Here is a 13,127-nt window from a genome sequence, read left to right on the forward strand (position 1 = left end):
GGATGCTCCACTGCCACCGCGCCATCAACTGCTTCTTAGCTGTCTCATGACAGGCGGCTTTGCGAGGGATCCTCGAGGACACGATCCGTCGATAGTGATCATCGGGGCCGGCGTCGCGGGTATCGCCATGGCCCATCAGCTGAAGAGGGACGGATTCACCAACTTCACCATGGTGGAAAAGGCTGCAGACATCGGCGGCGTCTGGCGCGACAACACCTATCCAGGAGCGGCTTGCGACGTGCCGTCAGCGTTGTACTCACTCTCGGACAAGCCCAACACTCGTTGGTCGAGACGTTATGCAGAACAGCCCGAGATACTCCAATATCTTCGCCGACTCGTCCTGGCCGACGGAATGGACCTGCAGCTGCGCACGCGGACCGAAGTCGTCGAGATGACCTTCGATGAACAGGCCGGCCGTTGGCGTTTGGTGACCGAATCCAGCGAGACGATCTGGTGCGATGTCGTGATTTCGGCCGTGGGGCAGCTCTCGCGACCTCATACGCCGAATATTGCCGGCGAAGACACCTTCGAGGGGCCGCGTTTTCATTCGGCGCGTTGGGACCATTCGGTATCGCTGCGCGGCAAGGAAGTAGCCGTCATCGGGACAGGCGCAAGCGCGATACAGTTTGTGCCATGGATCGCACACGAGGCACAGCGCGTAACGCTGTATCAGCGCACGGCGCCTTGGATTTTGCCGAAGTGGGACAGCAGGTACGGACGTCTTCACCAACAGCTGATTAAGGTTCTGCCGCTGTGGCCGCGTCTTGAGCGTTTCGCGGTATGGCTGATTTTTGAAGTGCTCGCAGTGACGTTGGTCGACGCGAAGCCCTTGTCACGCATTCTCGGCGCGGTCGCCCGCTACCACCTCCATCGGCAGGTTGCCGATCCAATGCTGCGCCGGCAACTCACGCCATCAGATGCGCCGGGGTGCAAGCGGGTGTTGTTCTCGAATGATTACTACCCCGCGATTGCCAACGGTGAAGTCTCGTTGGTGACCAACGCGGTTGCGAAGCTTTGCGACAAGGGAGTCGTGACCGACGATGGCGTACTCCACCACGCGGACGTCGTCATTTACGGAACAGGTTTCCGCGCTACCGACTTCCTCGCCCCGATGCGTGTTCGCGGCTGGGGCGGAGTGACTCTGGACGAGGTGTGGGGGACGCAGGCGCACGCATACCTGGGCATTACAGTCCCGATGTTCCCGAATCTCTTTCTCCTCTATGGCCCGAACACGAACGTCGGTTCCGGGTCGATCATTTACATGATCGAGTCTCAGGTCCGCTATGTCGGTGCCCTCATCAAGATTTTGGCGAGTGCCCCAGGGCGTACGGTCGACGTCAGGCCAGACATCGAGCAAAGCTACAACACACGATTGGGCCGGCGGCTGCGAAGGTCGGTGTGGGCGCTTTGCGCGAGCTGGTACACGACCTCGAGTGGCGCGATCCCGACGAACTGGCCTGGGCCTACATTTGCCTACCGGATCCTCACCCGCAAACCACGCAATCACGATTATCTATTCAGGCACGTTGAACGCCTTCAGTTAGACGGCCCGAGTGAGAACGGCGCGAGGCTGCGCAGATGATCCGGGTCGCAGGCGGTGTCTAACATTTCACTGTTCATTGTTCGAATATTGACATTCAGCACATCTATGTAAACTGTTACCAGATACCCGTGCAGCAGAGCGCCCAGGAGGCATCGTGGCTAATCAGCTTCTCGCACTCACGCGTCACCCCAAGGAGCGGTTGACGTCTGTCCTGTTGGCGCCCGCCCCCCGCGTCGTCGATGACAAATGGCGACAGTGGAGTCGGGACTGGAGAGTCCGGGAACTTGCGCTGGCCCCCGCCGGATCTGGGCTGAGAGCCGTCCTAGGGGACGCTGGACTCCCGTTGCTGGGGCACACTGTCGACTACATCCGATTTGGTTCAGAATTCAGTCGGGAGCGTTACGAACGTTTGGGCTCGGTGTCGTGGATGGGCGCATTCGGTACCAAAATGGTGGTCATCGCCGGTCCAGACGCAACGCGTGAGGCGTTCACAAGCGAAGCCAAGGCCTTTTCTCAGGATGGCTGGTCCTTCTTGATCGATGCTTTCTTCCATCGCGGGTTGATGCTCATGAGCTTCGACGAACATTTGATGCACCGGCGCATCATGCAGGAGGCGTTCACGCGTCCTCGCCTGACCGGATATGTCGGGCAGGTGGCCCCGTGCGTTCGCGCAGCCGTGCCCGCGTGGCCGACCGGTCCGTCGGTCCGGATCTACCCGTTGTTGAAGAATCTCACCCTCGATATTGCCACGGATGTCTTCATGGGTGGCCGCGGCAAGGACGAGAGCGCTGCTGTCAACGAGGCGTTCATTTCCACTGTTCGCGCGGCGAGTTCCTTTGTGCGAGTTCCACTCCCGGGCACCAGGTTCCGCGCCGGCGTGCATGGGCGGCGCGTGTTGGAGGACTACTTCTCCCGACACCTGCCGGCCGCGCGTGCAGGCGAGACCGACGATCTATTCGCCGCCCTATGCCAGGCGACCACGGAAGACGGTGAACGATTCTCCGACGAGGATGTGATCAACCACATGATCTTTCTCATGATGGCCGCCCATGATACCTCCACGATCACCACCACTGCTGTGACCTACTTCCTCGCTAAACATCCTGAGTGGCAGGAGAAGGCAGCGGCGGAGGCGCGGTCCTTCGGTGACGATTCGCCAGATATCGACGAACTGGAGCAGATGACGGTCCTCGATCTGATCCTCAAAGAAGCTCTGCGTCTGCTGGCGCCCGTTCCGCTGGTGATGCGCAAGACCGTCCGCGATGTCGCCATCGACGGCTATCACATCCCCCGTGAAACCTTGTGCGCAATCACACCCGCCGTAAATCACTTCGACCGCAGAATATGGAGCGACCCGGACCGTTTCGATCCGTCGCGCTTCGATGAGCCCCGGCGCGAGGACCAACAGCACCGATTCGCCTGGGTGCCGTTCGGCGGGGGGGCGCACAAATGCATTGGGATGCAGTTCGGCACACTCGAGGTGAAGGCAATCCTGCACCAGATGTTGCGTACCTACACTTGGACGGTCCCAAACGACTATCACGTGCGTTGGGACAACACCTCGCTGCCCATTCCCGTGGACGGACTGCCTGTGACGTTGCGGCACCGATGAGCGGTGAGAACTCGCCTTACCTGGAGCCCACGGAGTTCCTCGATTGGCAACATGAATCGGTACGCGACTTCGTTGCATCGGCGACCCGCGGCGCGGTCGACGACACCACGAAGGCCATAGCCATCTTCACTGCGGTCCGCGACTCGATTTGGTATGACCCCTACACCGTGACCGATGACCCGCATGCGTATCGCGCCAGCACCATCGCAACTGCAGACCGCGCTTACTGCGTCCCGAAGGCGGTGCTCTTGACGGCGGCCTGCCGAGCAGCAGGCATCCCAGCGCGGCTGGGGTTCGCCGATGTCCGAAACCACCTTCAGACCGAGACATTGCGTGAGCGGATGGGCGGTACCGACGTATTCGTCTACCACGGATACAGCCTCATGCATCTCTGCGGTGTCTGGGTCAAGGCAACTCCGGCGTTCAATCGCGAGCTATGCGCACGGTTCGGCGTCCCGCCAATTGATTTCGACGGGCGCACAGACGCCCTGCTGCACGGGTTCGCCGGTGACGGCACACAACACATGGAATATCTGAGGGATCGAGGCGCCTTCGACGATCTACCGCTGGCAGAGATCCTGCAAGCGCTCAGAACCCACTACGGGACGCTCATAGGCGATGCGAGTCGCCATCCAGACCTGTTCGCCTGAAGGGCCGATGCGAAATGCACAGCACGATGCAAGACGTCCAGCTCACAATCTCGGCAATTGTCCGCCATGCCGCCTCCATTCACGGAAACAGCGAGGTGATCACCCCCGACGGAACTGGATGCCGAAGTATGTCCTACCGTAGCGTCCTGGGGCGAGCGGGCCGACTTGCCAATGCGTTGCGCGGGCTGGGAATAACGGCAGATCAACGGGTGGCCACTTTTCAGTGGAGTAACCAAGAGCATCTCGAGGCCTACTGCGCGGTTCCCTCCATGGGCGCGGTGCTGCACACCCTCAACATTCGTTTGGCTCCAGAGCAACTCGCGTACATCGCCAACCATGCCAGCGATCAGATCATCCTGGTGGATGCGTCGGTTGCGCCATTGTTGGCTAGTGCGCTACCAGCGATGGAGTCGGTGCATACGGTCATCGCCACCGGGGGCGGCGACCTCGCTCCGCTGCAGCGATGCGGGAAGACGGTGTTGCGTTACGAGGAGATCCTGGCGCAGCAACCGGAGACTTTCGATTGGCCCGAGATCGATGAGCGTTCCGCCGCGGCCATGTGCTACACCAGCGGGACTACTGGAAATCCCAAAGGTGTTGTCTACAGCCACCGTTCGACCTACCTACATGCACTGACCGCCTGCACGTCGAACGCCCTGGCAGTGAGCGAGGCCGACCGTATCCTGGCCATTGTCCCGATGTTTCACGCCAATGCGTGGGGACTGATCTACGCGGCGTTGATGTCTGGTGCGGACTTGGTATTACCCGATCGCCATCTGCAGGCCGCGCCGCTGGTGTCGATCATCGAAGAGACTCAGCCGACTATCGCCGGTGCAGTGCCGACGATCTGGAACGATGTCGATCGATACCTGGAATCGAATCCCGCCCGGGATATCTCCTCACTTCGGCTGGTTGCCTGCGGGGGATCGGCAGTCCCCGTCTCGCTGATGCGGGCATTCGAAGACAAGTACAACGTGCCTATCGTGCAGGCATGGGGCATGACCGAAACCTCGCCGCTGGCTACCGTCGCACGCGCAGCGCACGGAGTAGGCGAGACCCGTGCGTGGGAGATGCGCGAAAGCCAGGGTCGGCCGATGTGCGGTGTCGAGATCCGGTTGCGTGACGACCATAAGAAGACCGTGCCGTGGGACGGTCGATCAGTGGGTGAAATACAGGCGCGGGGCCCGTGGATCACCGGCGCCTACTTCGGCGAAAATGATCCGGACAAGTTCGACGGAGGGTGGCTGCGCACCGGCGACGTCGGCCGGATCGACCCAGACGGGTATCTCACGCTGACCGATCGTGCGAAGGACGTCATCAAGTCAGGTGGAGAATGGATCTCCTCAGTCGAGCTGGAAAACACGCTGATTGGTCACCCGGCGATCTACGAGGCTGCGGTGGTGGCAGTTCCCGACGACAAATGGCAGGAAAGACCGCTCGCCCTGGTCGTGGTTCACCGTGGAGCCGAGGTCGACATCGACCGACTGCGCGCGTTTCTGTTGGACAAGGTCGCCAAGTGGTGGATCCCGGAGCGGTGGAGCTTCGTGTCTGAGATTCCCCGAACAAGCGTCGGAAAATACGACAAGAAGGCCATACGCGCGCGTCACTCCGCCGGCGAGTATCAGATCGAAACGTCCTAAGAAATCAAACCCATTGATATTGAACAGCCGAGAGGGAATCCTGTGACAGCATCAATTTCTCCCTGGATGAGCGCCGAATTGCTCGAGCTTCGTGACCTTGCCGCGAAGTTCTTCTCGACCGAATTGGCACCACATGCGCAACGTTTCGCAGACCAGCACCAAGTTGACCGAGAATTGTGGCACAAAGCCGGCGAACTAGGCCTGCTCTGCATGTCCATACCCGAAGAATACGGCGGGGGAGGCGGCACATTCGCGCACGAAGCCGTCGTACTCGAAGAGCAAGCCCGAGTCGGGGACAGCTCATGGGGCGCAGGGCTGCACAGCGGAATCGTCGCGCACTACATCCTCCAGTATGCGGCCGAAGAACTACGGAGGCAGTGGCTGCCCAAGATGGCCTCAGGCGAAATGATCGGTGCTATCGCCATGACGGAGCCAGGGACCGGTTCTGATCTGCAGAGTGTCAAGACCAAAGCAATTCTTGACGGTGACGAGTACGTGATCACCGGCGCAAAGACCTTCATCACCAACGGTCAGCAAGCCGACCTGATCATCGTCGTCGCCAAGACAGATCCAAGTCAGGGCGCCGCCGGCATCTCGCTGATCGTCGCCGAAGCCGATCGACCCGGATTCCGGCGCGGCAAGGTCCTCGACAAAATCGGCCAACGCGGACAAGACACCTCCGAGTTGTTCTTCGACGACGTAAGAGTTCCCCGCTCGCACCTCCTGGGCGAGACCGAGGGTCAGGGTTTCATTCAGCTGATGACGCAGCTACCTCAAGAGCGGCTCATCGTCGCGGTTGGGGCGGTCGCGGCGATGGAACTTGCCGTGGAGCAGACACTCAAATACACCCGTGAGCGGGAAGCGTTCGGACGGCCCGTCTTCGGCTTCCAGAACACGAAATTCATCTTGGCCGAAGCTGCAACCGAAACGCGCATCGCACGAGTATTTTTGGACTACTGCATCGACCTACACCTCGCGGGCCAACTCGACGTCCAGACCGTCGCCATGGCGAAATGGTGGACCACTGAGCGAGCGATGAAGGTGCTCGATGACTGTTTGCAGCTCCACGGCGGATATGGGTACATGACCGAGTATCCCATCTCGAGATTGTGGGTGGACCAGCGCGTGCAGAAAATCTACGCCGGCACAAATGAGGTGATGAAGGAAATCATCTCGCGTTCCCTATGACCCTGAACGATTTGCCACCTGCACATTACTCACCTGTGAGGGTGATGGCATCGACAGTGGTGCCGTATCGCCACGAAATGGGTGGACATTGCGGATCGGGTGCCCTTCGGGAGTTGATACCAGATGCTCCTATCTTCAGGCAATGAGTTCTTCAGGCAATGAGTTCGTTGGTTCTTCTGCTGGGTTGGCGGAGGGCGTGGTAGATCTCGCGGGCGATGTACGCTTGATGCAGCGCATGATCTCGTTCTTGGTTTTGCCTTCGGCCAGGCGGTGAACGAAGTAGTCGCGGGTGGGCTGGTGACGGTGCATGCGCACCACCAGGATGACGTGCAGGGCACGGTTGGCGTCGCGATTGCCTCCCCAATTGAGCCGGTGGCGGATCGTTTTGCCGCTGGAGGCTTCCAGTGGGCTGACCCCGCAGAGTTTGGCGAAAGCGGCGTCGCTGCCGATCCGAGCGGGGTTGTCGCCGAGGGCGGTCAGCAGGGTGGCAGCGGTGTCGGGCCCGACGCTGTAGCTCGGGTGCGGCGGTGGCGGTGATGGTGTCGACGTGGCGTTCGAGTCGGGCGGCTGCGGTGTCGAGCTGGTGGCAACGTGCCGCCATCGACTTGATAGCAGTAAAGAAAGTTCTCACATCGCAGGCCAGCGGCGGTCAGGCGGGCGTTGGTCGCGCCTGCTGCCCGCGCCGTCTCGATGCGGCGAGGAGCGAGGACAGTCCTGGCTTGTCGTGGTGCCAGGATGCCGTGGCCGTTGAGATGTACAGCGCTCGTCGTCGTGTGCAAGCTTGTGTGGCGGCGGACGGAGGGCGAAGCGTAGCGAGCGGCGCGGACGGGAGCGCCAGCGGACGGGAGCAGAGGGAGCGTAGCGAAGCCCGCAGGTAGCCGCCGGTTCCTCGCGGGCTATGGCGGCCCGGGCTCCGCTGAGCATCAGTTGCGGGTCTGCGCCATGGCGATGGGACTCGTAGGATGGCGGTTGTGAGCGGGATGCTGGCGCAGCGTGCACGGCGAGAGGCCGAGACGCGACTGGTGGGGCAGCTGCGGCGGTTGGCGCATGTGCGGGGTGTCGCGACGACTGCCGAGCGGCTGAGTCGGCGGTTCGATGCCCAGACAGCGGACTCTTTGGTGGCAGCGGCGTGGCTGCACGATATCGGCTACGCACCGTCGTTGCGCCGGACCGGGTTTCATCCGCTCGATGGCGCAGAGTTTGCCCGGGCGGCGGGTTTTCGGGAGCTGGTCGCCTCCCTGGTGGCGTTCCATACTGGGGCGCACGCGGAAGCTGCCGAGCGCGGCTTGTCAGGTTTAGCGGCGTTCAGCGATCCGCCCAGCGATGTTCTGGATGTGTTGACCTTTTGCGATCTGACGACCGGGCCGGACGGGGCGCCGGTATCACCGCGAGATCGATTGATCGAGGTGTTGGGCCGCTATGGACCCGAGGACCCGGTGCACCGCGCGGTCGACGCGGGGCGCGACGAACTGTTGGCGGCGGTCCGACGGGTACGCGATTGGCTGTAAACCCAGCCGGTTAGCCGAGGTAGGGGCTGTCGCGGTGTTGCAGGTAGTGCTCGATGCGCAGTCGCATCGACGGGTGCATGTCCAGATTGGGGATGTCGTCGGGATCGGTCCAGGCGATGTCGGTGCTTTCGTGATCGATGGCCAGGGTACCGCCGAGCACCTTGGTGGTGAAGGACAGAGAGAACTGTTGGCGGACTTCGCCATCGGTGAACGCGACGACATGCTGCGGGTTGGTGTAGACACCGACAAGGCCGGTGACTTCAATGTCGAGCCCGGTTTCCTCTTTGACTTCCCGGACGGCGGTGTCGGCAATCGTTTCGCCGATGTCGTGTCCGCCGCCGGGTAGCGCCCACAGGGTGTTGTCGCGGCGTTTGATCAGCAGGATACGACCCTGTTCGTCGGTGACGATGGCCGAGGCTGACGGAACGACGCTGTTGGGCAGCGGGGCGTTGGGGTCGTTGTAGTAGTCGGTTCGCATAGGGTTCAGCCTTTCGCGCTGAGCGGTCTGGCGCGATCCCAGACCTGGGTGAAAGCGTCTTCGAGGGTGGCCCAGAGCCGTGGTTCGTGGTGGCGCGACAGCACAAGCACGGGGTTGTTGCGCCCGGGTGAGCCGTAGATGTGGAAGTTGACGATCATGGCGTCGTCGACCCGGAAGATCGACGTGTAGAGCGTGGTGTCGTGGGTGCGGATATCCAGCCCCGGGGTATCGGCATGCGGGGCGAGCAACTCCACGGACGTGCGGCAGCGGGCGATGACGGCCTCGCCGATGCCTTCCTCCTTGCCGCGCAGGATCGTGGTGGCAGTGTCAGGATCCCCGACGAGAAACCGCACCGCCACACCGCGGGCGGCGGCGTCGAGCAGAATGTCGAGGAAGCCGTCGAGGGTGTCAAACAGGAACGTGGCCGCCAGGACGAGGATGTCGATGCCGGTGGTGGCGTCGCCGAAATGCTGCTGCCACGTCGTGATCGGCAGCTGGGTGCGGCTGGCATACAGCGTCGCGGTGAACGGACCACCCAGCGACGTCGTCGCCAGCGCGCTCGCGGTAGGGGCAGGATACTGGTTGGGCCACAGGTTGTGCGGTGTGCAGCCAAGCAGCTTAGCGGCGCGGCGGGCGTTGTCCTCGCGGACGTTGTAGTCGATGTTGGCCAGCCAGCGGCGCACCGTCTTGATATCCACGCCCACCGCAGTGGCGAACCTCTGTGGGGAGAGTCCCTTGGCGTGCAGCCGTTGGGTGAGGCGATCGTTGGGGATCGTGGCGGCCTCGGCGTCGCCGTCCTGATCGCCCGTCGTCTCAGCGCACATCTTTCCGTGTCATCCCTGTCCATCCTCAGCGCGTGGTTCCTAGTTTGCCATGCGACTGCCGCCGCCCCGCGGCGGTGATGCCCGTCCGATGCCCACGGGCATGTCCCTGTCGTGTCCGAAATGTCTGCGGCAGTGTCGGCAATGCCTGCCAACGTCCCTCGCTACGTCCGCGATGTCCACGTGAACTGAGCCCAGCGCCGCAACGGGGCGCAAACAGATCACGAAAGGAACAGCGGGACAATGCGTTTAAGAATCGACACATCAGGCACACGGTTCATCGTCACCCGAGCGGCCGAGCCGCGGCTGAACTTCGAGACCGGCAGCCCAAAAGTGGACACCGCCACCGGCGTGCCACTGTATGCCGCGCAGCTGTTGGCGTTGGATGACACCGGTGGTGAAGTGCTCAACGTCACCGTCGCCGGGGATCCGAAAGTGACAGTCACCCAACCTGTTTCAGTCGCGGGTCTGGTTGCTATCCCTTGGGCTCAAGGTGATCGCAGCGGCGTGGCGTTCCGTGCCGACGCCATCACCCCCACCAACCCCGCGGCTGCGCCGAGCGATCAAGCGTCCCGCGCGCAGAAATAACCCCATTTGCTGGGGCGCGGCGCTCGTGGGTGTCGCGCCCCAGCACGTGAGCTGCTATCGACCATTCACTCACCAGAGGGACGCTTGTCATGGCATCAAACTACAAAAACAGCAAGAACTCTCAATCCAACGACGACGACTGGATCACCGACCTCATCCTCTCACTGTTCAAAGCGGCCGGGTATCTGCTGTGGTGGGCGGTCCTGTTCCCGGCCATCAGCATCCCGATCATCGCCAGCGTGGCGATGGCCATTACCCATGGCTCACGCGCGGGTCTGATCATCGGTATTGCTTTCGCTGCCGCGTATGCGGGCTGGGCGTGGCTGGACCCGCGATCGTTTCACGGATGGGTCACCGAGCCGGTGCGGCGGCGCTGGTTGACCTGGTCGCGCTACACCCGCACCTGGCAATCGGTGTGCACCCTGCACGGCCTGACCGCCACACTTGGCGAACGCACCTTGGTGCCGACCTTGCAGTCGGTGCGCATCGGCAAGACGACCGACGTCCTGGCGCTGCGAGTGGTCACCGGCCACTCCCTGGCTGATTGGCACAAGCAATCCGAGGCGCTAGCCGCCGCCTGGCGTGCCGACCGGATCGCCATCCGCGCGACCGCGCCCGGAGAGCTACGCATCACCCTGATGCGCGGCGACGTGCTGGCCGACCCGATTGCCCTGCCCATGCCCACGACGGCGACTGCGGTGGATGTGGGGTCGGTGCGGGTCGGGATCACCGAAACCCGCCACTGGTGGCACCTACCTCTGCTTGGCCACCACCTGCTCGTGGCTGGCGCGACCGGCGCGGGGAAAGGTTCAGTGTTGTGGTCACTGATCGCTGGCCTCGCCCCCGCCGTGAAAACCGGACAAGTGCGGCTCTGCGTCATCGACCCGAAAGGCGGCATGGAACTGGGCGCCGGAGCACCCATGTTCACGGTGTTCACCCACGACGCCACTGGCACCACCCTGTACCTGCTGCGGCAACTAGTGGAGGTGATGCACGCCCGCGCCAATCGGTTACGGGGCAAGACGCGCATGCACACCCCGACTCCGACTGAGCCGTTATTCGTGGTGGTGATCGATGAGATCGCCGCGCTGACTGCGTATGTGACCGACCGCAAGGTGCGCAGCGAAATTGAACAGCTGTTGGGCCTGCTGCTCTCCCAAGGCCGGGCCGTCGGCATTTCGGTGGTGGCAGCGGTGCAAGATCCGGCCAAAGACACCCTGCCGATGCGGCAGCTGTTTACCGTGCGAATCGGGTTGCGGTTGACCGAAGCCACCCAAACCACCATGGTTTTGGGCCAGGGCGCCCGCGACGCGGGGGCCGACTGCGATCACATCCCCGACACCACTCCCGGTGTGGGCTACATGATGATCGATGGCACGGCCCAACCGGTGCGGGTACGGGCATTTCACGTCGCCGACCACGACATCGCCACTCTGGCAGCACGATTCCGGCCACCTCGTGCCGCGACCCGAACCAACCAGTCCAACAGCGGGCGCACCGACACCGCCCGGGGTCAACGGTGACTACTGCAACGACAGCCCCCACGCTGGTGTTGCCCGGGGTTCCCGGCTCGATCGACACCAATGCGGTGGTGGATCAGATGGTGCGCCGCGCGTCCTCGACGGGGTTCGAATCGTGGTGGCGGCGCGCGGAATCTGTTGGCTTCTGCGCCCACCCCATCCAACTCAGAGGTACCGACGAGATAGGCCGCGATCGGGTGGTGTGGACACGGTGCAACAACCGCCGCGCACAGGTATGCCCATCGTGCTCAGACCTGTACGCCCGCGACACGTGGCAGCTCGTGCACGCTGGCACCGCCGGCGGCCACCACAACATCCCCGCAGCAGTGGCCGATCGTCCGCAGGTGTTCGTCACCCTCACCGCACCTAGCTACGGGCCTGTTCACGCCGCCGCGCGTGCAGGCGACAAGAAGCAGCGTGTGTGTCGCGACCACCACCACACTGGCGGCTACCGCCGATGCCCGCATGGGAAACCACTGTGGTGCAGCACAACCCACGGCGAAGGTGATATCTATGCGGGACAGCCGATCTGCGCGGACTGCTACGACTACACCGGGCATGTCCTGTTCACATGGCACCTGCCCGAACTGTGGCGACGCTTCACCATCACCCTGCGACGCACACTGCGCCGAGAGCTACGTGCTTCGGGCGCCGACCCGGATGCGGTGCAGGTCAGCTTCATCAAAGTCGTCGAACTGCAAGCCCGGCTCATCCCGCACATTCATGCCCTGATCCGCCTCGACCCGCCCGACAGCGATGACTCTGGCGGTCATGACTGGCATGCGCCCCTTGCGGCAACCGAACTGGCCACCATCATCCAACAGGCCGTTCGAACCGTGGCCGTGACGGTCACCGACTCATCCTCAAATACAGCGACACGCTCATCCTCAAATACAGCGACACGGGTGATCAGGTTCGGCACACAAGTCGACACCCAACCCATCGACAACCGGCACGCCGGCACGGACGGCTCTGCTGTGCAGGAGGATTCACCACACGGCGGGGTTCTTCCAGGCCGCCGCGTAGCTCGCTACCTCGCGAAATACGTCACCAAATCCTTAGCTGACGTCGGGATCAGCGCGCGACGCATCTCCACCGAGGCCATCGCTGACCTCGATGTCTGCGACCACGTTCGGGCGATCCTGACCGCCATCAGCCAACTCGCCGATAAGGGACTGGCCGGTGTCGGTCGGTGGCTGCACACCCTGGGCTACCGGGGCCACATCACCAGCAAATCCCGCCGCTATTCCACCACGATGACCGCGCTGCGCGAACGTCGCGCGGCCTGGACCCGTGAACAACGTTTAAAAAGCACTGCGCACCAACATGATCTCGGCCTCGACTCCACCGATGGCGATGATCTGGTGGCATGGGAATTCGATCGTGCCGGCCCCACCAGCCTCGGCGACCGGACCCTCATCTACTCCGCGGCCGTCCAACACATCCACACCCGCCGCATCGGACTGATCGAAGTCCGTGGCCAAGCCCGCAATCAACAATGGGATCCGCCAGGGGGAAGCGATGGCTGACAGGTCCCGAGCAGCACGTGCTCGCTCCGGGTGTGACGCTCGTCCCGATG

12 protein-coding genes are annotated in these 13,127 nt (G+C 62.7%); 9 read left to right on the plus strand and 3 right to left on the minus strand.

Annotation, left to right across the window (positions count from 1 at the left end; translation table 11 throughout):
* Nucleotides 1-46 precede the first annotated feature (46 nt).
* The 5 genes from AC5Y42_RS15125 to AC5Y42_RS15145 all read left to right on the plus strand — a co-directional run bounded on the left by AC5Y42_RS15125 (nt 47) and on the right by AC5Y42_RS15145 (nt 6,633).
* Nucleotides 47-1,582: a flavin-containing monooxygenase gene (locus tag AC5Y42_RS15125; protein ID WP_046285470.1), complete on the plus strand. Its 1,536-nt coding sequence runs from the start codon at nt 47-49 to the stop codon at nt 1,580-1,582.
* Nucleotides 1,583-1,697: 115 nt separating this feature from the next.
* Nucleotides 1,698-3,155: a cytochrome P450 gene (locus AC5Y42_RS15130; RefSeq protein WP_047037865.1), complete on the plus strand. Its 1,458-nt coding sequence runs from the start codon at nt 1,698-1,700 to the stop codon at nt 3,153-3,155.
* Complete coding sequence (locus tag AC5Y42_RS15135) at nt 3,152-3,805, plus strand: transglutaminase-like domain-containing protein (RefSeq protein WP_012394811.1); 654 nt, start codon at nt 3,152-3,154, stop codon at nt 3,803-3,805. Before AC5Y42_RS15130 ends, AC5Y42_RS15135 begins: the two co-directional genes overlap by 4 nt.
* Nucleotides 3,806-3,819: 14 nt before the next feature.
* Nucleotides 3,820-5,445, plus strand: coding sequence for a fatty acid--CoA ligase (locus AC5Y42_RS15140; RefSeq protein ID WP_046286959.1), 1,626 nt, complete (start codon nt 3,820-3,822; stop codon nt 5,443-5,445).
* 66 nt (nt 5,446-5,511) lie between these two features.
* Complete coding sequence (locus tag AC5Y42_RS15145) at nt 5,512-6,633, plus strand: acyl-CoA dehydrogenase family protein (RefSeq protein WP_016889182.1); 1,122 nt, start codon at nt 5,512-5,514, stop codon at nt 6,631-6,633.
* 135 nt (nt 6,634-6,768) lie between these two features.
* On the opposite strand, the gene AC5Y42_RS15150 is transcribed toward AC5Y42_RS15145, so the two are convergent.
* The gene (locus tag AC5Y42_RS15150) at nt 6,769-7,248 is read right to left on the minus strand and encodes a transposase (RefSeq protein ID WP_081288816.1); all 480 of its coding nucleotides are present in this window, start codon (nt 7,246-7,248) and stop codon (nt 6,769-6,771) included.
* 356 nt (nt 7,249-7,604) lie between these two features.
* On the opposite strand from AC5Y42_RS15150, the gene AC5Y42_RS15155 reads away from it, so the two are divergent.
* On the plus strand, nt 7,605-8,141 hold the full coding sequence (locus tag AC5Y42_RS15155) for an HD domain-containing protein (protein WP_012394808.1): 537 nt from the start codon (nt 7,605-7,607) through the stop codon (nt 8,139-8,141).
* A 10-nt stretch (nt 8,142-8,151) separates the two neighbouring features.
* Here AC5Y42_RS15155 and AC5Y42_RS15160 read toward each other — a convergent pair whose 3' ends face one another.
* Together AC5Y42_RS15160 and AC5Y42_RS15165 are read right to left on the minus strand one after the other, a co-directional pair.
* Nucleotides 8,152-8,619 (minus strand): NUDIX hydrolase, encoded by a 468-nt coding sequence (locus AC5Y42_RS15160; protein WP_012394807.1) that lies wholly within the window; start codon nt 8,617-8,619, stop codon nt 8,152-8,154.
* A gap of 5 nt (nt 8,620-8,624) precedes the next feature.
* The gene (locus tag AC5Y42_RS15165; RefSeq protein ID WP_012394806.1) at nt 8,625-9,443 is read right to left on the minus strand and encodes a hypothetical protein; all 819 of its coding nucleotides are present in this window, start codon (nt 9,441-9,443) and stop codon (nt 8,625-8,627) included.
* 240 nt (nt 9,444-9,683) lie between these two features.
* Here AC5Y42_RS15165 and AC5Y42_RS15170 point away from each other — a divergent pair, with 240 nt between their 5' ends.
* The 3 genes from AC5Y42_RS15170 (at nt 9,684) to AC5Y42_RS15180 (ending at nt 13,077) form a co-directional block, all read left to right on the plus strand.
* Nucleotides 9,684-10,028 carry an SCO3933 family regulatory protein gene (locus tag AC5Y42_RS15170; RefSeq protein ID WP_011893911.1) on the plus strand — a complete coding sequence of 115 codons (345 nt, stop codon included), beginning with the start codon at nt 9,684-9,686 and terminating at the stop codon, nt 10,026-10,028.
* A gap of 89 nt (nt 10,029-10,117) precedes the next feature.
* Complete coding sequence (locus AC5Y42_RS15175) at nt 10,118-11,551, plus strand: FtsK/SpoIIIE domain-containing protein (RefSeq protein WP_047037876.1); 1,434 nt, start codon at nt 10,118-10,120, stop codon at nt 11,549-11,551.
* Nucleotides 11,548-13,077, plus strand: coding sequence for a replication initiator (locus AC5Y42_RS15180; RefSeq protein WP_095562670.1), 1,530 nt, complete (start codon nt 11,548-11,550; stop codon nt 13,075-13,077). Before AC5Y42_RS15175 ends, AC5Y42_RS15180 begins: the two co-directional genes overlap by 4 nt.
* The last annotated feature ends 50 nt before the right edge of the window (nt 13,078-13,127 follow it).

It is taken from the genome of Mycobacterium sp. NGS48, from assembly GCF_059812585.1.